General features: G+C 63.1%; 23 protein-coding genes. 5 read left to right on the top strand and 18 right to left on the bottom strand.

Translation table 11 applies throughout. The annotated features are described in order from the left end of the window. Nucleotides 1-63 precede the first annotated feature (63 nt). From X757_RS136400 to X757_RS136410, 3 genes are read right to left on the bottom strand one after another with little or no spacing between them, the layout of a single operon-like run. A complete protein-coding gene (locus tag X757_RS136400) occupies nt 64-780 on the bottom strand; it encodes a Bax inhibitor-1/YccA family protein (protein ID WP_023741239.1) in 717 nt (238 codons plus the stop codon). 38 nt (nt 781-818) lie between these two features. Beyond that, complete coding sequence (locus X757_RS136405; RefSeq protein ID WP_023696103.1) at nt 819-1,595, bottom strand: anti-sigma factor; 777 nt, start codon at nt 1,593-1,595, stop codon at nt 819-821. Further along, the gene (locus X757_RS136410; protein WP_023688465.1) at nt 1,592-2,125 is read right to left on the bottom strand and encodes a sigma-70 family RNA polymerase sigma factor; all 534 of its coding nucleotides are present in this window, start codon (nt 2,123-2,125) and stop codon (nt 1,592-1,594) included. The genes X757_RS136405 and X757_RS136410 overlap by 4 nt, the downstream gene beginning before the upstream one ends. Nucleotides 2,126-2,300: 175 nt before the next feature. On the opposite strand from X757_RS136410, the gene X757_RS136415 reads away from it, so the two are divergent. The 3 genes from X757_RS136415 to mazG all read left to right on the top strand — a co-directional run bounded on the left by X757_RS136415 (nt 2,301) and on the right by mazG (nt 4,952). Continuing rightward, entirely contained in the window at nt 2,301-2,738 is a 438-nt protein-coding gene (locus tag X757_RS136415; RefSeq protein ID WP_023706554.1) for a DUF3592 domain-containing protein, read from the top strand. Nucleotides 2,739-2,866: 128 nt separating this feature from the next. Next, nucleotides 2,867-4,051, top strand: a complete 1,185-nt coding sequence (locus tag X757_RS136420) for an amino acid aminotransferase (protein ID WP_023728021.1) — start codon at nt 2,867-2,869, stop codon at nt 4,049-4,051. A gap of 76 nt (nt 4,052-4,127) precedes the next feature. Continuing rightward, nucleotides 4,128-4,952 (top strand): nucleoside triphosphate pyrophosphohydrolase, encoded by an 825-nt coding sequence (mazG, locus tag X757_RS136425; protein WP_023728020.1) that lies wholly within the window; start codon nt 4,128-4,130, stop codon nt 4,950-4,952. Between the two features lie 6 nt (nt 4,953-4,958). Here the strand turns inward: mazG and hflX are convergent, their stop codons facing one another. From hflX to dusB, 8 genes are all read right to left on the bottom strand, one after another. Beyond that, nucleotides 4,959-6,350 carry a GTPase HflX gene (gene hflX, locus X757_RS136430; RefSeq protein ID WP_023728019.1) on the bottom strand — a complete coding sequence of 464 codons (1,392 nt, stop codon included), beginning with the start codon at nt 6,348-6,350 and terminating at the stop codon, nt 4,959-4,961. Further along, nucleotides 6,351-6,596: an RNA chaperone Hfq gene (gene hfq, locus X757_RS136435; RefSeq protein ID WP_006202172.1), complete on the bottom strand. Its 246-nt coding sequence runs from the start codon at nt 6,594-6,596 to the stop codon at nt 6,351-6,353. A 145-nt stretch (nt 6,597-6,741) separates the two neighbouring features. Continuing rightward, nucleotides 6,742-7,602, bottom strand: a complete 861-nt coding sequence (locus tag X757_RS136440; RefSeq protein WP_023701734.1) for a D-amino-acid transaminase — start codon at nt 7,600-7,602, stop codon at nt 6,742-6,744. A gap of 102 nt (nt 7,603-7,704) precedes the next feature. After that, nucleotides 7,705-9,066 carry a sigma-54 dependent transcriptional regulator gene (locus X757_RS136445; RefSeq protein WP_023668929.1) on the bottom strand — a complete coding sequence of 454 codons (1,362 nt, stop codon included), beginning with the start codon at nt 9,064-9,066 and terminating at the stop codon, nt 7,705-7,707. After that, the gene (locus X757_RS136450) at nt 9,056-11,344 is read right to left on the bottom strand and encodes a PAS domain-containing sensor histidine kinase (RefSeq protein WP_023706551.1); all 2,289 of its coding nucleotides are present in this window, start codon (nt 11,342-11,344) and stop codon (nt 9,056-9,058) included. Before X757_RS136450 ends, X757_RS136445 begins: the two co-directional genes overlap by 11 nt. Nucleotides 11,345-11,488: 144 nt before the next feature. Next, the gene (gene ntrC, locus X757_RS136455) at nt 11,489-12,946 is read right to left on the bottom strand and encodes a nitrogen regulation protein NR(I) (protein WP_023701735.1); all 1,458 of its coding nucleotides are present in this window, start codon (nt 12,944-12,946) and stop codon (nt 11,489-11,491) included. Further along, on the bottom strand, nt 12,943-14,088 hold the full coding sequence (locus X757_RS136460) for a nitrogen regulation protein NR(II) (protein ID WP_023668926.1): 1,146 nt from the start codon (nt 14,086-14,088) through the stop codon (nt 12,943-12,945). Before X757_RS136460 ends, ntrC begins: the two co-directional genes overlap by 4 nt. Beyond that, nucleotides 14,085-15,107 (bottom strand): tRNA dihydrouridine synthase DusB, encoded by a 1,023-nt coding sequence (dusB, locus tag X757_RS136465; protein WP_023728018.1) that lies wholly within the window; start codon nt 15,105-15,107, stop codon nt 14,085-14,087. Before dusB ends, X757_RS136460 begins: the two co-directional genes overlap by 4 nt. 139 nt (nt 15,108-15,246) lie before the next feature. On the opposite strand from dusB, the gene X757_RS136470 reads away from it, so the two are divergent. Together X757_RS136470 and X757_RS136475 are read left to right on the top strand one after the other, a co-directional pair. Next, nucleotides 15,247-16,470, top strand: a complete 1,224-nt coding sequence (locus X757_RS136470; RefSeq protein ID WP_023728017.1) for a bifunctional 2-C-methyl-D-erythritol 4-phosphate cytidylyltransferase/2-C-methyl-D-erythritol 2,4-cyclodiphosphate synthase — start codon at nt 15,247-15,249, stop codon at nt 16,468-16,470. Further along, nucleotides 16,467-16,976 carry a CinA family protein gene (locus X757_RS136475; RefSeq protein ID WP_023728016.1) on the top strand — a complete coding sequence of 170 codons (510 nt, stop codon included), beginning with the start codon at nt 16,467-16,469 and terminating at the stop codon, nt 16,974-16,976. Before X757_RS136470 ends, X757_RS136475 begins: the two co-directional genes overlap by 4 nt. On the opposite strand, the gene X757_RS136480 is transcribed toward X757_RS136475, so the two are convergent. The 7 genes from X757_RS136480 to X757_RS136510 all read right to left on the bottom strand — a co-directional run. Then, entirely contained in the window at nt 16,952-17,413 is a 462-nt protein-coding gene (locus X757_RS136480; protein WP_023668922.1) for a type II toxin-antitoxin system RatA family toxin, read from the bottom strand. The genes X757_RS136475 and X757_RS136480 overlap by 25 nt on opposite strands. Before the next feature lie 11 nt (nt 17,414-17,424). Continuing rightward, a complete protein-coding gene (gene lipA, locus X757_RS136485) occupies nt 17,425-18,390 on the bottom strand; it encodes a lipoyl synthase (protein ID WP_023668921.1) in 966 nt (321 codons plus the stop codon). Between the two features lie 127 nt (nt 18,391-18,517). Then, complete coding sequence (locus tag X757_RS136490; protein WP_023668920.1) at nt 18,518-18,775, bottom strand: GlsB/YeaQ/YmgE family stress response membrane protein; 258 nt, start codon at nt 18,773-18,775, stop codon at nt 18,518-18,520. Nucleotides 18,776-18,877: 102 nt separating this feature from the next. Then, nucleotides 18,878-20,326: a dihydrolipoyl dehydrogenase gene (gene lpdA / locus X757_RS136495; RefSeq protein WP_023728015.1), complete on the bottom strand. Its 1,449-nt coding sequence runs from the start codon at nt 20,324-20,326 to the stop codon at nt 18,878-18,880. A gap of 21 nt (nt 20,327-20,347) precedes the next feature. Next, nucleotides 20,348-20,989: an SGNH/GDSL hydrolase family protein gene (locus X757_RS136500; RefSeq protein ID WP_023682555.1), complete on the bottom strand. Its 642-nt coding sequence runs from the start codon at nt 20,987-20,989 to the stop codon at nt 20,348-20,350. Continuing rightward, the gene (locus X757_RS136505; protein ID WP_023668917.1) at nt 20,986-21,405 is read right to left on the bottom strand and encodes a hypothetical protein; all 420 of its coding nucleotides are present in this window, start codon (nt 21,403-21,405) and stop codon (nt 20,986-20,988) included. Before X757_RS136505 ends, X757_RS136500 begins: the two co-directional genes overlap by 4 nt. Nucleotides 21,406-21,419: 14 nt before the next feature. Beyond that, nucleotides 21,420-22,439: 2-oxo acid dehydrogenase subunit E2 (locus tag X757_RS136510; RefSeq protein WP_023728014.1), on the bottom strand; the 1,020-nt coding region annotated here is incomplete at its 5' end.

Here is a 22,439-nt window from a genome sequence, read left to right as displayed (position 1 = left end):
CAGTGGCCGGAGATTCTCCTCCGGCCACTGCGAGATCGAGATTGTTGTCCTGCTACGGTTCGACTATTCGCGCTCGCCGGTGAAATTCAGCAACAGCTGGAAGATGTTGACGAAGTTCAGGTACAGCGACAGCGCGCCGAAGACGGCGAGCTTCTGCTGCGATTCCGCGTCGAAATTCTCCGCATACTGTTCCTTGATCGTCTGCGTGTCCCAGGCGGTCAGGCCGACAAAGACGGCAATGCCGATCACCGAGATGGCGAACTGCAGCGCGGTCGAGCCAAGGAAGATGTTGACGACGCTGGCGATCACCACGCCGATCAGGCCCATGATCAGGAAGGACGAGAACTGGGTCAGGTCGCGCTTGGTCGTGTAGCCGTAGAGGCTGGTGGCGCCGAACATGGTGGCGGTGATGAAGAAGGTGCGCGCGATGCTGGTGCCGGTAAAGACCAGGAACACCGAAGCCAGCGACAGGCCCATCACCGCGCAGAAGGCCCAGAACATCGCCTGGGCACTCGCCGCCGACATCGTCTGCATCTTGAACGAGAACAGCAGCACGAAGGCGAGCGGCGCCAGCATTACCACCCATTTCAGCGGGCTGGAAAAGATCGGCACGTAGAGGGCCGGCGTCGAAGCGACCACCATGGCGACGATGCCGGTGACGACGAGGCCGATGCCCATATAGTTATAGACACGCAGCATGTGGCTGCGCAGGCCCTCGTCATAGACGGTGCCGGCGCGCGCGCCAGTGCCCATGCGGTATCCGAGGTCAGGGGTATTCATGCGGGTTCTCCTTATGTGGTCTCAGTAAAGCGTCTGGATCAGTAAAGTGTCTTGGCAAGCGTCTCGGCGGCGCGGTCGAGGTCGTGGACATCGCTGCGCGCGACGACCGCGTACGCGACCTCGCCGATCTGGAAATAGGCAGAGGAGATGTCGCCGGAGGGCGCGATGGCAGGCTTGACCACGTCGAAGGTTCCGGGCCGGATCGCAAACAGCGAGACCAGCCCCATATCCTTCGTCTCCAGCGCCACCTCGACGCTCGGCCCGAAGCGCGACGGATAGATCTGCACGTCGCGGACCTTCCAGTCCTTGGGCAGCGATGGCATGACGATTGCGGTGGCGGCGCGGATTTCGTCGCCATTGTAGTTGGGCGCCTCCAGCTGCGAGGGCATCGCCTCGCGCATGAGCGTCGTCTTGTGCGCCCGGATCGCTTCTTCGACATAGGCGGGCGGCGGCGGCGAAGCCACGACCTTGGTCACCAGCAGCGGCCCGAAGAGGCCGTTCGCCAGCCAGCCGGCAGCGACAAAGACGGCGACCGCGGCCGCCCGCTGCAGAACGGCGAAGACGCGGCGACTGGCCAGTCCCCTGCCCAGCCGGCGCGCGACTTCAGTCGTCGCCGGCCGCGCCATGCCTGTGGAAGCAGCCAGCGCCAGGCGCAGTTCGTCGCGCGTCCTCAAGTCGGACATCACCCGCGCCGCAGCCTCCGGACGAACCGAGAGGAACGCCTCGACCTCGATGCGGCGCGCGACATCCAGCTGGTCGTCGACATAAGAATCGAGATCGGTATCGGTCACCGGGTCCCGCAACAGGTCGGTCATGACGGGTCTCCCACGATCCTCAGATGGCTTTTGGCCGGCGAAGGTGCAGCGTTTTCCATCTCGCGCAGTGCTGCGCGCGCCCTGCCGATGCGCGACATCAGCGTGCCCAGCGGCACCCCGCTGGCGTCGGCGGCCTGCTGGTAGGAAAGGCCCTCGATGGCGACCAGATGCAGCGCCGAACGCTGCTCCTCCGGCAGACTGAAAAAGGCCTCGCGCACCTGCGCCAGTCGCACGGAATGTTCCTGAGGCGCCGGCGTGCTGGCATCGGTGAGATAGCCGGCCTGCTCGACACGCGCTGCTTCCGACCGGCGCGAGCGCATCTTGTCGATGAAAGCGTTGTGGACGATCGACAGCAACCATGCCCGCAGATTGCCGCCCGAGCGGAATGTGTCGCGCCGCTCGTAGGCGCGCACCAGCGCATCGTGCACCAGATCCTCGGCGTCAGTGCCGTCGCGCGTCAGCGAGCGTGCGTAGCGCCTGAGCGAACCCAGCTGTCCGACAATATCGAAGCGTGGCATCGACCGTTTCATGCCCCGTTTACGAAACAGGCGGGGATCTTAATCCATCGCCACCAAAACTTTTTTGCGTCGCCACAATAGGCATCATGCAATCAGAAGTCCGCTGCGCACTTACCCATCTCCCGTGCGGCAGATGTTTGCTTTATGGATGAAGTCTAGCCTTATCCGTCTGTCCCAGGAGCAAAAGATGGCCAATGGTAGTCGTGTAACGGGTTTTGCAGCGTTGCCGATCGTCGGCAGGGTGTTCATCATCTTTGGCATTGTCGGACTGATCGCTTCCGGCGTGCTGGCCATCGTCGAGATGTACGGCCCTCGTACCGCTTCGGCGACAGGCAGGATTGTCGCCGCCGAATACAATCCCCGCATCGAGTTCTCGACCGCCGACGGCACCGTCATCCGCTTCAACAATGCCGTCCACAGCTCGTTCTGGGGTGATGGCGACAGCGTCCCTGTCGCTTACGACCCAACCAATCCGCAAAATGCCTCCGTCGACAGCTTCGCCGGACGCTGGTTCCTTGCCGGGCTGGCCGGCATGCTCGGCGGTTTCTCCCTGCTGACCGGCATCGGTCTCGCCGTGATTGGACGGGTGCTTATCCGGCGGATTGGAATGAACCCGTCGCCATAGCCGCCGACCCCTGCCGTACAGACAAAGCTTGGCGTAACGGTCCAGTACGCTAGCGGACTGGCGCAGATGGAAGCACTGGCGAAACGCGGCCGCTTTGCGTATTACTCCGCCGCCATTGGAGCCGTATGATGTTCGAGACCCTGCAACCTGCCCCGGCTGACAAGATCATCGCCTTGATCGGCCTCTATCGCGCCGATCCGCGCCCCGGCAAGATCGATCTCGGCGTCGGCGTCTACAAGGACCGCGACGGCAGGACGCCGGTCATGCGTGCCCTGCGCGAGGCCGAGAAGCGGTTGCTGCAGGACCAGGACACCAAGACCTATCTCGGCCTTGCCGGCGACACCGGCTTCAACACGGCGATGGTCAAGCTGGCCTTCGGCCCCGCTGCCGACATGACGCGCATCCGCGCCGCGCAAGCGCCTGGCGGTTCCGGCGCGCTGCGGCTGGTGGCGGAGCTGTTGAAGCGGACCCGCCCCGACGCAACCGTCTGGCTGTCGGACCCGACATGGCCGAACCACCCGCCGGTGATGCGCGGGGCCGGCCTCAAGGTGCGCGATTATCCCTATTTCGATGCCGTTTCCGGCGCGGTGCGCTTCGACGAGATGCTGGCAACGCTTGGCGCAGCCGAGCCCGGCGATATCGTGCTGCTGCATGGCTGCTGCCATAACCCGACCGGCGCCAATCTCGATATCGCGCAATGGGCCAGCGTCGCCGATCTTGTCGTCGAGCGCGGGCTGTTGCCCTTTGTCGACATTGCCTATCAGGGCTTTGGCGAAGGCCTGGACGCCGATGCGGCCGGCTTGCGCCTTCTCGCGGGCAAGGTGCCTGAAATGGTCGTTGCCTCGAGCTGCTCGAAGAACTTTGCCGTCTACCGCGACCGCGTCGGCGCGGCGATGATCCTGGCGAAGGATGGTGCGCAAGCCGATGTGGCGATGAGCCAGATGCTGGCGGCGGCGCGCGCCATGTATTCGATGCCGCCGGACCATGGCGCCGCCGCCGTGCGCATGGTGCTGGAAGATGATGGCCTTCGCGCCGACTGGGAGGCGGAGCTGGAGGAGATGCGGCTGCGCATGCTGAGGCTGCGCGTCCAGTTCGCCGACGCGCTGCGCCGGCAGTCCAACTCCGACCGCTTCGACTTCATCGCCAGCCATCGCGGCATGTTTTCCAGGCTTGGCCTGACCGAGGCGCAAGTCGAGCGGCTGCGTGCCGAGTATGGCGTCTACATGGTCGGCGACAGCCGCATCAACGTCGCCGGCCTGCCCGAGGACGGCATGGATGACCTCGCCAAGGCGGTTGTGTCGGTACTCGGCTGAAGCTCGCTGTGGACAATCTCCCCTCTCCGGCTGACGCCGTTGGCCGCACGACAGGCAGCGGGATAGCATTCGCCGCATGAAACCTTCGCGCGACATTTCCCGGCTGATCGAGATCATGGCGGCGCTCAGGGCGCCGAAGACCGGTTGTCCCTGGGACATCGAGCAGGATTTCTCGACCATCGCGCCCTATACGATCGAGGAAGCCTATGAGGTGGCCGACGCCATTGCGCGCGGCGATCTCGACGATCTGCGCGACGAACTCGGCGATCTCCTGCTGCAGGTCGTCTACCACGCGCAGATGGCTGAGGAAGCCGGCGATTTTGCCTTCGGTGATGTGGTCGAGGCCATCACCACCAAGATGATCCGGCGCCATCCGCATGTCTTCGGCGACGAGAAGGCGCGCAGCGCCGGCATGGCAAAGGGCATGTGGGAAAAGATCAAGGCTGAGGAAAAAGCCGAAAAGCGAAGTGCGCGCCTCGCCCGCGGCCTCGACCCCGAAGACCATGGCAAGGGGTTCCTGGACAGCGTGCCCGTCGCCCTGCCCGCTTTGACGCGAGCGCTAAAGCTGCAGGAAAAGGCTGCCCGTGTCGGTTTCGACTGGAGCGAGGCAGCACCCATCCTCGACAAGATCGAGGAAGAGATCGGCGAATTGCGCGAGGCGCTGGCCAAGGGCGAAACGGCTGAGATCAAGGACGAATTCGGCGACATGCTGTTTGCCGTCGTCAACCTGGGCCGTCACCTCAACCTCGATTCGGAAGCGGCGCTCAGCGGCACCAACGAAAAGTTCCGCTCGCGCTTCCACTATGTCGAGCGCGCGATCGATGCATCGGGAAGCACGCTCGAAAAAGCCACGCTGGACGAGATGGAAGCGCTCTGGCAGCAGGCCAAGAGCGCGAAATAATCAGGCTTACTGCCTCTTTTTGCGGTGCAATCGGCTTTCGATCTCATGCCGCGCGCTGTGCGTGGCCTTGAGTGCAATGGTTGCGCTGCCATCCTCATTGTCTACCCGCGAAACGACGTCGCCATTGCGGTATAGCCAGTCGACAAGGCCGAACTGCGGCGGTTCGATCGTCACCGTCAATTCCTCGAGTTCGCCCGACATCCTGGTCTCGATCAGCGCCTTCAGCGCATCGATGCCTTCGCCGGTGACCGCCGAGATGGCGATCGGCGGCGCGTTGTTGGCGTCAGTGCCGTCGGCGAGCAGGCGCTCCCGGTTGCCGTCGTCGAGAAGGTCGACCTTGTTCCACACTTCGACGACGCGCTTGGCATCGCCGGCATCGACGCCGAGATCGGCGAGAATGCGCTCGACGTCCTCGGCTTGCGCTGCGGTATCCGGATCCGAAATATCGCGCAGGTGGATGACCAGATCGGCCTCGACGACCTCTTCCAGCGTGGCGCGGAAGGCGGCGACCAGATGCGTCGGCAGGTCCGAAATGAAGCCGACTGTGTCCGACAGGATGATCGGCGTGCCGTGCGGCAGGCGCACGCGGCGCAGCGTCGGGTCGAGCGTTGCAAACAGCATGTCTTCGGCCAGCACGTCGGCCCCGGTCAGCCGGTTGAACAGCGTCGACTTTCCGGCATTGGTGTAGCCGACAATCGCCACCACCGGGAACGGCACCTTCTTGCGCTTGGCGCGGTGCAGGTCGCGGGTGCGGCGCACCGTTTCCAGCTCATGCTTGAGCTTGATGATTTTTTCCTGCAGCTGCCGCCGGTCCGACTCGATCTGGGTTTCGCCGGGGCCGCCGAGGAAGCCGGCTCCGCCGCGCTGGCGTTCAAGGTGGGTCCAGCTCCGCACCAGGCGGCCCTTCTGGTAGTTGAGATGGGCAAGTTCGACCTGCAGCGTGCCCTCCTTGGTCCGCGCGCGCTCGCCAAAAATCTCCAGGATCAATCCGGTGCGGTCGAGCACCTTGGCATTCATTTCTTTTTCGAGATTGCGCTGCTGCACCGGCGTCAGCGGATGGTCGACGATGACCACCTCCGCGTGACCCTCTTTGACGATCTCGGCGAATTCCGCGACCTTGCCGCTGCCGAGCAAGGTTGCCGGGCGTGGATCGTTGACGGTGACCACCGCCGTGTGGATCAGATCCAGGTTGATGGCGCGGGCAAGGCCGACCGCTTCGTCGTGGCGCGCATCCGCCGAACGCGTCAGCCGTGGACGGTTCGTTTCGTCATCGTTGCGCTGATGCCGGGTAAGCACCGGCACAATGACAACCGCCCGGGTCGGACCTGTGGCTTCCGTCCCGGAATTATGTGCTGGTTTCCCGCGGACGCCGCGGTCCGCGTCTTTTTCACGTGCCAATCAGGCGCCCTGGCTTTCCTCGCCATCGAACATCTGAACCGGCTGGCTCGGCATGATCGTGGAAATGGCATGCTTGTAGACGAGCTGGGAGTGGCCGTCACGGCGCAGCAGAACACAAAAATTGTCGAAGGAAGTGACCACGCCGGTCAGCTTGACGCCGTTGATGAGAAAGATGGTGAGTGGATTTTTGCTCTTGCGAACAGAATTCAGGAACAGGTCCTGAAGGTTTTGCGATCGTTCCGCCATTGTTCTTGTCTTTCGCCGATCCCCTTCGGTTTGCAGGCTAATGCGCCAAATTAGCGGGCACATGTCAAGCTTGCAAACACCCCCTTGCCGTCAGTAACGACAAGCAGAACGAGATATATTGATGTGCAGTCCGTCTGTGCGGTTATCAGGCTGGACTTTTTTCCGCAACGTCAAAAAAGGCTTGCCGCAATGAAAGTGTTATCGAACCGGGGTGCCCATTGGCGACCGCGGCACCGTCGATTGCCACGACCGGCATGGCGATTGTCGTTGCCGAACTGATGAAAGCTTCTCGCGCAGCCTTGGCTTCAGTGACTGAAAAACCGCGCTCCTCGATCGTCAACCCGAGCTTTGCCGCCACTTCGAACATGGTCGTGCGGGTGATGCCGCGCAGGATGCCATGCTCCGCCGGCCGGGTGACCAGAACGCCGTCCCTTGTAACGATCCAGGCGTTGGACGAGCCGCCCTCCTTGACGTTGCCATCGGTGTCGACGAACCAGGCCTCCTGGGCGCCGGCCTCCTTGGCCTTCTGCTTGGCCAGTACGTTGGGCAGCAGGCCGGTGCTCTTGATGTCGACCCGGTCCCAACGGTTTTCCGGCACGGTGATGACCTTGATGCCCGCCTCGGCTCGCTTGGCGGCCGCCGCCGGGTCGGCCTTTCTGGCCGTAATCACTAGCGATGACGGTGTATCGGCGGGGAAAACGAAGTCGCGGCTGGCAACACCGCGCGTAACCTGGACATAGACCAGGCCGTTGACGACGTGGTTGCGCCGGACGATTTCGCGCAGAAGAAGCGGCAGCACACCCTTGGTGACCGGCCAGTCGATCGACAATTCGCTAAGGGAGCGGCTCAGCCGGGCAAGATGGCGCGGCATGTCGACGATAAAGCCCTGCGCCACCTCGCAGACCTCGTAGACGCCGTCGGCGAATTGATAGCCGCGATCCTCGATATGCACGGCAGCGTCGGCATGGGCGACATAGCGCCCGTTCACATAGGTAATGCGCGGCATGGGTGATCCCTCAGAAAAGTCCCGGTTTTTCTATGCGATTCCGCCGCTGCCGTAACCGGCAATTGAATGGGCCACAGCCCGCTGGACCAACAACAACGGGGGTCAGACCCCCAGCGACTTCAGTTTCCGGTGCAGCGCCGAGCGCTCCATGCCGATGAATTCGGCCGTCTTCGAGATGTTGCCGCCGAAACGGTTGATCTGGGCGATCAGATAGTCCTTCTCGAACTGTTCGCGCGCCTCGCGCAGCGGCAGCGCCATGATGTGCTGGTCGGACTGGTTCGGCGTGCGCGGCATGACATCGCCGATCTCCGACGGCAACAGGTCGGCGGTGATCGGCGCATCGATATCGTCGCCACGCGCCAGGATCATCAGCCGTTCGACATTGTTGCGCAGCTGGCGGACATTGCCCGGCCAGTTGTGCGCCTGCAGCACGGCAAGCGCATCGTCGCCGATGCGGCGCGGCTTGATGCCGGCCTGGCGAGCGATCTGCTTCATGAAATTGTCGACGAGATAGGGAATGTCCTCTCGCCGCTCGGCCAGGCCCGGCACCATGACCGGAACCACCGCCAGGCGATGATAGAGGTCTTCGCGAAAACGGCCGTCGGCGATCATCGCCTCCAGGTTCTGCGAGGTCGAGGAGATGATGCGGACGTCGACCTTGACCCGCTTGGTGCCGCCGACCCGCTCGAACTGCTGTTCGACCAGCACGCGCAAAATCTTGTTCTGCGTCTCGCGCGGCATGTCGGCCACTTCGTCGATGTAGAGAATGCCGCGGTGCGCCTCTTCAAGCGCGCCGACCTTGCGCTCGGTGCCGTTCGATTCGGTGCCGAACAGCTCGATCTCCATGCGCTCGGGCGTGATGTTGGCCGCGCTCAGCGTCACGAACGGCGCGCCCTTGCGCGTCGACAGCGTGTGGATGGCGCGCGCGGCGAGCTCCTTGCCCGAACCGGACGGACCGATGATCATGACGCGGCTGTTGGTCGGCGCAACGCGCTCGATGGTCTGGCGCAGCTGGCTCATCGCCGACGACATGCCGATCAAGTCGAAAGTTTCGCCGCTGCGCTGCTTGAGGTCGGAGACCTCGCGCCGTAATTTCGAGGTTTCGAGCGCCCGCTCGGCGATCAGGATCAGCCTGTCGGCCTTGAACGGCTTCTCGATGAAATCATAGGCGCCGCGGCGGATGGCCGACACCGCTGTCTCGATATTGCCGTGGCCGGAGATCATCACCACCGGCAGGCTCGGATGCATCGTCTTGATCTCGTCGAGCAGCGCCAGCCCGTCGAGGCGCGAGCCCTGCAACCAGATGTCGAGGAAAATCAGCCGCGGCGCCCGGTCGGCGATTGCCGCGAGCGCGCTGTCGGCATCGAATGCCGTGCGGGTTTCATGCCCTTCGTCGCTCAATATGCCCGCGACGAGTTCACGGATGTCTTCCTCGTCATCGACGATGAGAATATCAGACGCCATTACCGACCTTTTCAGTTTCTCGTTCGTGTTCCGTTTCGCCTTGACCGCGTGGCGGCGCGGTTGCGGCAGCTGGCGGCAGGATGATCGAGATCATCGCGCCGCGTCCACCGTGGAAATCCGCGGGCGCATCGTGCAATTCGAGCCGCCCGCCATGGTCCTCCACGATCTTCTTGACGATGGCGAGACCAAGCCCGGTGCCCTTCTCGCGCGTCGTCATATAGGGCTCGAGCAGCCTTTGGCGGTTCTCGCGCGGCAAGCCTTTGCCATTGTCGATGACGTCGATTCTGATCGCGCCATTCTGCCGGGCAGCTTGAATCCGGATTATGCCGTGCGAACCGTCCTTTTGTTCCAGCCCGTCAATCGCCTCGGCCGCGTTCTTGATGACGTTGCCGAAAGCCTGCGCCATCAATCGGCTATCGAACGTGCCCTTGAGCGGCTCGTTGCCGAACACGCGTTCGAAAGCAATGTCGGCGCGGCTGACTTCGACCAGGAACGACGCCTCGCGCAGCGATTCACGCAGATCGATGGCTTTCATCTCGGGCTTGGGCATGCGGGCGAAAGCCGAGAACTCGTCGACCATGCGGCCGATATCCTCGACCTGCCGGATGATCGTGTCGGTGCACTGGTCGAAAATCTCGCGGTCCTCGGTGATGACCTTGCCGAAGCGTCGCTTGATGCGCTCGGCCGAGAGCTGGATCGGCGTCAGCGGGTTCTTGATTTCATGTGCGATACGCCGCGCCACATCCGCCCAGGCCGACGAGCGCTGTGCCTGGACCAGATCGGTGATGTCGTCGACAGTCACGACGTAGGATTTCTCCTCCTCGCCGTCGTCGCCGGCCTCGATGGTGATCTGCACGTTGAAGGTACGCTCGGCGCCGGTGCGATAGAAGGTGACCTGCTCGCGATAGACCGGCTTGCCGGATTTGCGGCCGATCTCGAAGACACGGCCGACATGCGGCAGCACGGCGGACAGGTTCTGCCCCAGCGCCGCCGTGGCCGATATGGCCAGCATCGTTTCGGCCGATTTGTTGACGATGGAGACGATGCCGTAGGGATCGACGCCGATGACGCCGGCGGTGACGCCGGCCAGCACCGCTTCCGAGAAACGACGCCGTTCGTCGATCAAATCCTTGGCCGACAGGATCTCGTTGCGCTGCGATTTAAGCTCCAGCAGCATCTTGTTGAACGTATCGCCAAGCGAGGCGACATCGCCGTCGGAAGGCCGTACCGGAACGGCGACATCGAGATTGCCGGTCGCAACCTCGTCAGCCGCGCCGATGAGCTGACGGATGGGCCGCACCAGACGGTCGGCGACCGCTATGCCGGTCCAGATGGCCGACAGGATGATGATCAGCGTCAGCGACAGATAGGGCAGCGCGAACGCCACCTGCGACGTCCGCCTGTTGTCTTCCAGGCCGCGATATTCGGCGGTGTTGGACTGGACGATCGCCCTCGCCTTGATCACTTCGGGGTCGACCAGGCGATTGGTGTAGAGGTAGAGGCCTTCGATCTCCCGCAGCTTGATGATGGCGCCCATGATGTTGCGCGTCTTCGGCTCGATCAGCACCGGCTTGCCGTCGGCCGCACTTGCCACCGCGCCCTCAGGCGGTGCCGGCATGGCGAAGTCCGCATCGGTCTGGGCACTCACGACAAAGGAGCCGTCTTCCCTGACCAGCGCCGCATGCACCAGGCTTCTGCCGACGGCTTCCTTGTTCATCAGGTCGAGAAAGCCGGTTCGATCGAGGCCGTAAAGCGTGCGCGACGCATCGAGATCGTAGGCCATCGACAGCGTCGTGCCCTGAAGATTGCGAGCGTTTTCCTGCACATAGGCGTCGGCGATCGACAGCGACGAGTTGACGATCGCCTTGGTGCGGATCTCGAACCAGCGGTCGAGGCCGATATCGAGCGTGATCGAGGCGATGATGGCCACCATGATGGCGGGGATGGCCGCGACCAGCGCAAACATCGTCACGATGCGCACATGCAGCCGCGACGCCGCCTTGCCGTGCCGGCGCGCCATGGTGATGCGATGCACCTCGCGGCCGACGAGGGCAATCAGCGCCAGCACAAATAAGGCATTGGCCGCAATCAGCGTCAGCGTTGTGTTTGCGTCTGGCGTGATCGGCGTGGCGCCGACAAGAATCGCAAACGAGATTGCCGCCGTAACCAGCGCGCCGGCAATTGCCACAACGCCAGGCAACGCAAGCAGCCGCCGTCCATCCCTCTGGCCGGATCTGCTGAAAAGCGGTTCGTTTGATGTCAGAGCTTGCGAAGCCATGTCGCCGTCTAAGAGCCAGTGATTGCGTTGGATGTATGCAACGCATTGTGGCGATTATGCAACAAGTGTGGCCGTGACGGAAATCTTTCGGCCGCCGATCCCCTGAAAAGGGGATGACCTCGCGTCACTTCGGGCAGCAGGCGCTCATGGTCTCGACGATTTGTAGACGTTGACGCCCAGCTCGCGAATCTTCTTGCGCAACGTGTTGCGATTCAAGCCGAGCAATTCGGCCGCCTTGATCTGGTTGCCGCGCGTTGCCGTCATGGAAGCGAGCACCAGCGGATATTCGACCTCCGACAAGATGCGTTGATAGAGACCTGCCGGCGGCAAATCACCGGCGAAAGAGGCGAAATAGCGCTGCAGGAAGTGCTCCACCGCCTGGCCGATGGACAGATCGTCCGGGATCAAATTGCCGCCGCCGGGAACGACCGGCCTTTCGCCTGTCTTCAGTTCGGCTTCGATGATTTCGGCTGATATTTCGTCCTGCGAATAGAGCGCCGCAAGCCGGCGCACCAGGTTTTCCAGCTCGCGCACGTTTCCCGGCCACGGATAGCGCTTCATCAATTCGATACCGCCGGTCGAAATGCGCTTGGTCTGCAAGCCTTCGCTGGCGCCGATCTTGAAGAAATGCCGCACCAGATCGGGAATGTCTTCCGACCTCTCACGCAAACCCGGCAGCCGAAGCGGCACGACGTTCAGGCGATAGAACAGATCCTCGCGGAAAAGCCCCTGGTTGATCAGCGTGCGCAGATCCTTGTTGGTGGCGGCGACGATGCGCACATCGGTCTTGATCGGCGTGCGCCCGCCGACCGTGGTGTATTCGCCCTGCTGCAGCACGCGCAGCAGCCGCGTCTGCGCCTCCATCGGCATGTCGCCGATCTCGTCGAGGAACAGCGTGCCGCCCTCGGCCTGCTCGAAGCGGCCTGTCGAGCGGTTCTGTGCGCCGGTGAAGGCACCCTTCTCATGACCGAACAGTTCCGATTCGATGAGGTCGCGCGGGATTGCCGCCATGTTGATGGCGACGAACGGACCGCCTCGGCGGCGGCCATATTCGTGCAGCGCGCGCGCCACCAATTCCTTGCCGGTGCCGGACTCGCCCGAGATCATCACCGTCAGATCGGTCTGCATCATGCGCGCCAGCATGCGGTAGATGTCCTGCATGGCGGCCGAGCGGCCGACCAGCGGCATGGCGTCAGGCTGTTCTTCCGGTCGCGTATCGATCTTCGGTCGGCGCGGCTCTGACAGCGCACGATTGACGATGTTGAGCAGCTCGGTCAGGTCGAACGGCTTCGGCAGATATTCATAAGCACCTGTTTCGGAAGCACGAATCGCCGTCATGAAAGTGTTTTGCGCGCTCATCACGATGACCGGCAGCTCCGGCCGGGCCTTCTTGATGCGGGGCAGCATGTCGAAGGCGTTCTCGTCCGGCATGACAACGTCGGTGATCACCAGATCGCCCTCGCCCGCCGCCACCCAGCGCCACAGCGTCGAGGCGTTGGAGGTCACGCGCACCTCATGGCCGACGCGCGACAGCGCCTGATTGAGCACGGTGCGGATGGCCGCATCGTCGTCGGCGACGAGAATATTGCCGCGAACCGTCATTTGCGGTCTCCTTCGCCTTCATCATCGGCAGTGTCGATGGGTGTTTCTTTCCAGGCCGGCATCAGGATTCGGAAGGTGGTGCCGCGCGGCGTCGAATCGCATTCGATGATGCCGCCATGCTCGCCGACGATTTTCGCCACCAGCGCCAGGCCGAGCCCCGACCCGTTCGGCTTGGTGGTGATGAACGGATCGAACAGGATCGGCAGAATGTCTTCCGAAACGCCCGAACCATTGTCGCGCACGCAGAATTCAAGCGGCAGCGACACGCGGTCCTGGGTTCCGGGAACGGAAACGCGGATGCCCGGCCTGAACGCGGTCGACAGCACGATCTCCCCCTGTGGGTCGCCGCCGATGGCCTCGGCGGCGTTCTTGACCAGGTTGAGGAACACCTGGATCAGTTGGTCGCGGTTGGCGAAAACCGGAGGCAATGATGGATCATAGTCCTCCATTATCCTGATCCTCTTGGCAAAACCGTTCTTCGCGATTGCCTTCACATGGTCCAGCACGACATGGATGTTGACGGGATAGCGGTCAATCGGCCGCTCGTCGGAAAACACCTCCATGCGGTCGACCAGGGAGACTATGCGATCAGTCTCGTCAGTGATGAGGCGGGTCAGGGCGCGATCCTCGTCGGACGCCGAGAGTTCGAGCAGCTGTGCGGCGCCACGAATGCCGGACAGCGGGTTCTTGATCTCATGCGCCAGCATGGCGGCAAGGCCGGTGACCGAACGCGCGGCACCCCTGTGTGTCATCTGCCGGTCGATCTTGTCGGCCATCGAGCGTTCCTGGAACATCACCACGATCGAGCCTGGGAATTCCGGCACCGGCGCGACATAGAGATCGACGACCTTCTCGATGCCGAGACGCGGCGACGACACGTCGACACGGTATTCGTTGACCGGCGCACGGCGCTCGCGCACCTGATCGACCAGCTGCAGCAACGGGCTGCCGAACGGGATCAGCTTGGACAGTGTGTTGCGGGCAAGCATGTTGGCACTTGAACGGAAGAAGTCTTCCGCATCGGCATTGGCGTAGGTGATGAACCCGTCCGGATCGACCATGATGACCGGACGGCGGATGGTGTTCAGCACGATACTGGCGGCATCCGCCATGTCGGAGCTCGGTGTGACGGTGGCGTTCATGCGGCGCTCCGCAAGGGCGTGGCTTCGCCGGAAAACACCTCATGCAGCAAGGCAATGACGCGGGCGGGTTCGAAAGAGGTGAGGATGGCTTTCCGCCGCTCATCGGAAACGCCAGCAGAGTGGCGGTCGAGATACCAGCCGAGATGCTTGCGCGCCTGGCGCAAGCCGCTTTCGACGCCGTAAAGCGTCAGCATGTCCTCGTAGTGGGAAACGATGTAGTCGGCCATGGCTTGCGGGCTTTCCGGCACGCCGGAGAGCGCGTCGCCCGCAGCCTTCGCCGCAATGCGGCCCGCCGTCCATGGCGCGCCATAATGGGCACGACCGATCATCACCGCGTCGGCGCCCGACTGTTCAAGGATTTCGGCGGCCTCCGCGGGCGAGCCCACATCGCCGTTGGCGACGACCGGGATCGAGACGGCGTCCTTGATGCGGGCGATGGCGCCCCAATCGGCCTTGCCTTGATAAAACTGGCAGCGCGTGCGCCCATGCACGGTCACCATTTTAACACCGGCCTCTTCGGCGCGGCGCGCCAAAACGGGTGCATTGAGCGCATTGTCGTCCCAGCCGAGCCGCATCTTGACCGTGACCGGCACCTGGACCGCGCCGATCACCGCTTCGATCAGCGACAGCGCATGGTCGAGATCGCGCATCAGCGCCGAGCCGGCATAGCCGCCGGTCACCTTCTTGGCCGGGCAGCCCATATTGATGTCGATGATGTCGGCGCCCTCGCCGGCAGCGATGCGCGCGCCCTCGGCCATGTGCTCGGCCTCGCGGCCGGCAAGCTGAACCATATGGACGGGCAGCCCGGAATGACGGATGCGCAGGTCGCATCCGGCCCTGCCCTTGGCAAGCTCGCCGCTCGCCACCATTTCCGACACGACCAGGCCCGCGCCATGCGCGTCGGCGCGCTGCCGGAACGGCTCGTCCGTTATTCCCGACATGGGCGCGAGGAAGACGCGGTTGCGGATTGTCACGCCGCCAACGTCGAGCGGCGAAGCCAATTTTGTCACTTCAAGCATGCACAAAAACCAAGCATATCGGATTGCTGCACATTCTCTAGCCATAAGAAAGGCATTCTGCAACGCGCAATGACGTCACATTGCGGCGCATTTGGGAAAATGCTGGCCTTCGCCATAAGCCGCGACTAAGCCTCTCGGCATGACAGACGCAAGCGAAAAACCGGCCGAGGCGACGACCGACAAGGTCGGCGTGGTCATCGTTGCAGCCGGCCGCGGCGCGCGTGCCGGACAGGCCGACGGGCCGAAGCAATATCAACGCATCGGTGGCCGTGCCGTCATCGCGCGCACGCTGGAGACGTTCCTGGCGCATCCCAAAATTGGCCCCGTCGTCGTCGCCATCCATGCCGATGACCGCGCGCTTTTCGACAAGGCAGCCGGCGTGTATGCCGAGCGGGTTACCGCCGTGGTCGGTGGCGAGTCGCGCCAGGCCTCGGTCCGGCTCGGCCTGCTGGCGCTGAGGGAACGTACGCCCGGCCGTGTCCTTGTCCATGACGCGGTGCGGCCGTTTGTCGACACGGCCCTGATCGACCGTATCATCGCCGCCATTGGCGAGCGCCAGGGCGCGCTGCCCGCTTTGCCCGTCGCCGATACGCTGAAGCGCGAGTCGGCCACCGGCATGATCGAGGAGACGGTGCCAAGGGCCGGCCTTCATGCCGCGCAGACGCCGCAAGGCTTTCCGTTCTGGCCGTTGCTCGCCGCGCACGAAAAAGCCCATCATCTCGGCAAGACGGATTTCACCGACGATGCCGCGATCGCCGAATGGGCGCATATTCCGGTAAAAATCGTCGAGGGGTCGCCGGACAATGTCAAATTGACCTGGGCAAGGGATATCGCGATGGCGGATCAACGGCTTACTGGCGAGCGTTTTCCAGACATTCGCACCGGCAATGGCTATGACGTGCACGCCTTCGAGGCCGGCGACCATGTCACCCTGTGCGGCGTCGCCATTCCGCACGGCAAGAAGCTTTCCGGCCATTCGGATGCCGATGTCGGCCTGCACGCGCTGACCGATGCGCTGCTCGCCACTTGCGGCGCCGGCGACATCGGCACGCATTTCCCGCCTTCCGATCCGCAATGGAAGGGCGCGGCGTCAAAGATCTTCGTCGAGCATGCGGCCAGGTTGGTGCGCGAACGCGGCGGCCGCATCGCCAATGCCGACATCACGCTGATCTGCGAGGCGCCGCGCGTCGGCCCGCATCGCGGGGCCATGACCAATGCGCTGTCGGCGATGCTGGGCATTTCCAGCGATCGCATCTCGATCAAGGCGACGACGAACGAGAAACTCGGCTTTGTCGGCCGCGAGGAAGGCATCGCCGCCATCGCCACCGCCAGTGTCGTCTTCCCCGGGGAGGTTCCCGCATGAACAACAGCGATCTTGCCAACGCCCTGCTCCAGGTCTGCCAGCAACGCGGCATCATGCTGGCGACGGCCGAGAGCTGCACCGGCGGCATGATCATCTCGGCACTGACCGACATTGCCGGCTCGTCCGCTGTCGTCGATCGCGGCCTCATCACCTATTCCGATGAAGCAAAGATGGAGATGCTCGGCGTCTCGCCCGCCACACTCGAGGCGCATGGCGCCGTCTCGCGCGAAACGGTTCTGGAGATGGCGGAGGGCGCTCTGGCCCGCTCGCGCGCCGGGCTTGCGCTTGCCGTCACCGGCATTGCCGGCCCAGGCGGCGGCTCGCCGGAAAAACCGGTCGGCCTCGTCTGGTTCGGAGTTGCCCTAAGAGGTGGGCCGGTGGCTGCCGAGCTCAATATGTTTGCCGACAATGGCCGCGACTTCATCCGCCGCGAGACGGTCAAGCATGCGCTGGAGATCGGCCTGTGCGCGCTCGGCGACACTCATGAGATGGGCGTCGTTCCGTAGATGACGTCCGCACGTTTTTCGAAGGCTTCGGAAAACATGCGGAAGGCGCGATCGAACATGGTGCCCATCAACACGCCGAGGATACGGCTCTTGAACTCGTAGTCGATGAAGAAGCGAACGTTGCAGCCGCCGCCGTCGGCCGGCTCGAAGCGCCAGATATTGCTGAGATATTTGAACGGCCCATCGATGTATTTGACGTCGATTGTGTTCTCGTCCGGCTTCAGCAGCACCTGCGTCGTAAAGGTCTCGCGGATCGCCTTGTAGCCGATGCTCATATCGGCGAGGAGAATGGTGCGGCGATCACGCTCCTTGCGAGAGCGCACCGTCAGCGCCTCGCACAGCGGCAGAAATTGCGGATAGGTCTCGATATCGGCGACCAGCGCAAACATCTGCTCCGGCGTGTGGGCAACGCGGCGTGTGGCTTCGAATTTCGGCATTGAAGCAGGATTTAACTGGCTTTTTTGAGCTGCGCCTCACGCGCCGCCCGCAGCCTGGCGAAATCGTCACCGGCATGATGCGAGGAGCGCGTCAGCGGGCTCGACGCCACCAGCAGGAAACCCTTGGTCTTGCCGATCGTCGCGAAGGAGCTGAATTCCTCCGGCGTGACGAAGCGGATCACCGGGTGGTGCTTCTTCGACGGCTGCAGATACTGGCCAATGGTCATGAAGTCGACATTGGCCGAGCGCAGGTCATCCATCAGCTGCAGGATCTCGTTGCGCTCTTCGCCGAGGCCGACCATGATGCCGGACTTGGTGAAGATCGACGGATCGAGCTCCTTGACCCGCTGCAACAGCCGGATCGAGTGGAAATAGCGGGCACCCGGCCGCACCGTCAGGTAGTTCGACGGCACGGTTTCGAGATTGTGGTTGAAGACATCGGGCTTGGCCGCCACGACGATCTCCAGCGCGCCTTCCTTGCGCAGGAAATCGGGCGTCAGGATTTCGATCGTGGTCAGAGGTGTCGCTGCCCGGATCGCCCGGATAACCTCGGCGAAATGCTGCGCGCCGCCATCGGCGAGATCGTCGCGGTCGACCGAGGTGATGACGACATGGGTCAGCCCCATCTGCTTTACGGCATGCGCGACACGCGCCGGCTCATCGGCATCGAGCGCGGTCGGAATGCCGGTGGCAACATTGCAGAACGCGCAGGCGCGCGTGCAGATCTCGCCCATGATCATGAAGGTGGCGTGCTTCTTTTCCCAGCACTCGCCGATATTGGGGCAGCCGGCCTCTTCGCACACCGTGACCAGCTTGTGCGACTTCACGATCTCGCGGGTTTCGGCATAGCCCTTGGACATCGGCGCCTTGACGCGGATCCAGTCGGGTTTGCGCAGCACGTCCTGATCAGGCTTGTGCGCCTTCTCGGGGTGCCGCAGGCGCGGCGCGTTGGCGATCGTGTCGAGGACGGTGACCATCTCAAACCTGACTTGTTGGCGTCTGCCCGTCGGCATTCGCCCTTCTGACGTCATCTAGGACTTTTCGGTGCAAAGAAAAAGGCCGCGGCGGCGCATGCCGCCACAGCCTTTTTCGCATAGCGGTAGTCTAGCGGCGTATCAGCCGCCCGGCAAAGATCAGCAGGCAGGCGCCGATGAAGCCGGTGATCAGGTAGGCGAGCCAGCCGACACCGAAGGGTTCGATGTTGAGCGCCCTGAGAATTGCGTTCAGCACCACCGCGCCGACAATGCCCATAATGATGTTCATCAAGACGCCGGTATTGCTCTTCATGACCATCTCGGCCAGCCACCCGGCCAAACCGCCGATGATGATGGCCGCAATCCAGCCCACGCCATTCACGTCCATATGCCAACTCCTCCAGTGTCAGGTGAAAATGCATCCGGAAACGAACTGTCTTGCCGTAAGGTTCCTCCGGCGCATGCGTCTGAGTCTCGCGGCAGCAATTTATCACGCGTTGAGCGCACGGCCATAGGCATCAAGCACGCTTTCCTTCATCATCTCCGACAGCGTCGGATGCGGGAAGATGGTGTGCATCAGTTCTTCCTCGGTGGTCTCCAGGTTCATCGCCACGACAAAGCCCTGGATCAGCTCCGTCACCTCGGCGCCGACCATATGCGCGCCGAGCAGCTGGCCGGTCTTCTTGTCGAAGACGGTCTTGATGAAGCCCTGGTCCTCGCCAAGCGCGATCGCCTTGCCGTTGGCGCCGAACTGGAAGCGGCCGACACGAATGTCCTTGCCTTCGGCCTTGGCCTTGGCTTCGGTGAGCCCGACCGATGCGACCTGGGGGTTGCAATAGGTGCAGCCCGGGATCTTCAGCTTGTCTGTCGCATGCACGCCGGGGAAATTGGCGATCTTTTCGATACACACCACGCCTTCATGCTCGGCCTTGTGGGCAAGCATAGGCGGTCCGGCTACATCGCCGATAGCGTAGATGCCGGGAACGTTGGTCTTGCCATAGCCGTCAATGACGACGCAGCCGCGATCGGTCTTCACGCCGAGCGTCTCGAGGCCGAGATTATCGATGTTGCCCTGCACGCCGACGGCCGAGATCATGCGGTCGGCGGTGATCTTCTCGACCTTGCCGTCCTTCATCTCGACATGGGCGGTGATCGAGTTGGCACCCTTCTCGACCTTGGTCACCTTGGCCTCGAGGATGATTTTCATGCCCTGCTTCTCGAACTGCTTCTGCGCGAATTTCGAGACCTCGGCATCCTCGACCGGCATCACCGCCGGCAAAAGCTCGACCACCGTCACCTCGGCGCCCATGGTGCGATAGAAGGAGGCGAACTCGATGCCAATGGCGCCCGAACCCATGACCAGCAGCGATTTCGGCATCTCCTTCGGCACCATCGCTTCAAAATAGGTCCAGATCAGTTTGCCGTCCGGCTCGATGCCGGGCAGCGCGCGCGGCCGGGCGCCGGTGGCGAGAATGATGTGCTTGGCGGTGTAGGTCCCCTCGCCCTTGACGCCCTTGGGCACCGGCGGCTGCGGCTCCATCGGTTTCTTGGCCGTCTTGGAAACGACGATCTCACCGGGCTTGGAGAGCTTCGCCTCGCCCCAGATGACGTCGACCTTGTTCTTCTTCATCAGGAAGGCGACGCCGCCATTGAGCCTCAACGACACTTTGCGCGAGCGGTCGACGACAGCGGCCGTGTCGGCGCTGACCTTGCCGCCTTCGAGCTTCAGGCCGTAGTCCTTCAGATGATCGGAATAGTGCATGATCTCGGCCGAGCGCAGCAGCGCCTTGGTCGGGATGCAGCCCCAGTTGAGGCAGATTCCGCCGAGATGCTCGCGCTCGACGATCGCCGTCTTGAAGCCGAGCTGGGCGGAGCGCACCGCCGTGACATAGCCGCCGGGGCCTGAGCCGATGATTATGACGTCGTAGGATTCAGCCACGGGGTTTCTCCCTGATTTTCTCTAGAGTTCCAGCATCACACGCACCAATGGCGCCAATGCGTCACCTATATTGCGCGTGTTTTCGGCATCGAGATGGACCCCGTCGATCGGTGTGGTCTCGGCCACCGTGCCGGCATCGAAAAAGCCGCAGCCGGCCTCGTCGGCGAGCGCGGAATATTGCGGCGCCAGCCGCTTCGAGGCCTCGTCGCCGCCGGCAAACATTTCCTTGAATTCGGCATTGTCGGTGCGGCTGACCGCTGGTGGCGCGACGATCAGGATTTGCGGCGCGGCCCAGTCGAACGGATAATCGTGGCCGCGCACGATGTCGATCAGCCGCTGCACGCCCTGCTTGGCCGCGACCGGATTGCCGTGGATCCAGGGCTTCATGTCGTTGGCGCCGAGCATGATGATGATCAGGTCGAGCGGCGCATGGCTGGTCAGGATCGTCGGCAGCACCTTGGCGCCATTGCGGTCGGCACCAGCCAGGTGATCGTCGAAAGCCGTGGTGCGGCCGTTCAGACCTTCGGCAATGACTTCGATATCATCGTCGCCCAACGCCGCCTTGAGCACGCTCGGCCAGCGATCTTCCAGCGCATGACGCCCGAGGCTCGCCGCGTCATAGCCCCAGGTCAGGGAATCGCCGTAGCAGAGGATCGTCTTCATGCACCCGCACCCGCCTCCGCCCTAAGCCCGCGCCGCACGCGCCATCCCACGAACAGCCACTGCACGATAACCGTGGCGATGCTTGGCAAAAACAGACCGGCGACAACGGGGAGATCGCCCGACCACTGGGCTTTGCCAGGCGGCTGCGAGAAGGTCCAGGCAATCAGCCCGATTCCGGCCAGCACGAACAACGAAACCCCAACAAGCCCCGTCAGGTTTATCGCCCTTTGCGGGTTTGGCACGAACTGCGCGATGAAAAACGCCACCGTCGCAACGATGGTGACCAGCGCCGAAACCATGAAGACCAGGATGTATTCGGAATTCGCATTGGTGACGATTGCCAGCCACAGCGCCACCAGCCCGCCGGCCAGGCCGGAAAGGATCAGGGCGAAAAGGCTGGTGACGAATTTCCGCACAGCCTTTTTCCTTCCTAGACCAGCATGCCCATCGGATTTTCGATCATGCGCTTGAAGGCGACCAGAAGTTCGGCGCCGAGCGCACCGTCGACGGCGCGGTGATCGGTCGACAGCGTCACCGACATGATATTGGCGATTCTGATCTCGCCATTCTTGACCACCGGCCGCTGCTCGCCGGCACCCACCGCCAGGATCGTCGCATGCGGCGGGTTGATGACGGCGGCAAAGTCCTTGATGCCGAACATGCCGAGATTGGAGACAGCCGTCGTGCCGCCCTGATATTCCTCAGGCTTCAGCTTGCGGCTGCGGGCACGGCTCGCCAGATCCTTCATCTCGTTGGAGATAGTGGACAGTGTCTTTTCGTCGGCGTGGCGGATGATCGGCGTGATCAGGCCGCCGGGGATCGACACGGCAACGCCGACATCGGCGTGCTTGTGCTTGACCATGGCGCTTTCGGTCCACGACGCATTGGCATCCGGCACCGCCATCAGCGCCATCGCCATCGCCTTGATCACCATGTCGTTGACCGACAGCTTGTAGACGGGCACTTCGCCCTTGTCGGTCTTCTTCATCGGAGCCGCCGCATTGATCTGTGTGCGCAGCGCCAGCAGCGCATCGAGCTCGCAGTCGAGCGTCAGGTAGAAATGCGGGATGGTTGTCTTGGCCTCGACCAGGCGGCGCGCAATGGTCTTGCGCATATTGTCGTGCGGGACGAGCTCATAGGACCCTTCGGCAAACAGCTTCAGCACCTGTTCGTCCGACATCGCCTTGGGTGCCGCAGCCGGAGCCGCAGGTGCCGGAGCGCCGGCAGGTGCGGCTTTCGCGGCCGGTGCAGCCTTGGCGCCACCGCCGGCAATCGCCGCCTCGACATCGGCCTTGACGACACGGCCATGCGGGCCGGTGCCACTCACAGCGGACACATCGACGCCGGCATCCTTGGCGATGCGACGAGCCAGCGGCGAAGCGAAGGTGCGCTCGCCTGACGATTGGCTGATCTCCCCCCTTGTGGGGGAGATGGCCGGCAGGCCAGAGGG

It is taken from the genome of Mesorhizobium sp. LSHC412B00 (assembly GCF_000503035.1).
Lineage (GTDB): Bacteria > Pseudomonadota > Alphaproteobacteria > Rhizobiales > Rhizobiaceae > Mesorhizobium.
This window is presented reverse-complemented; position numbering and strand designations above follow the sequence as displayed.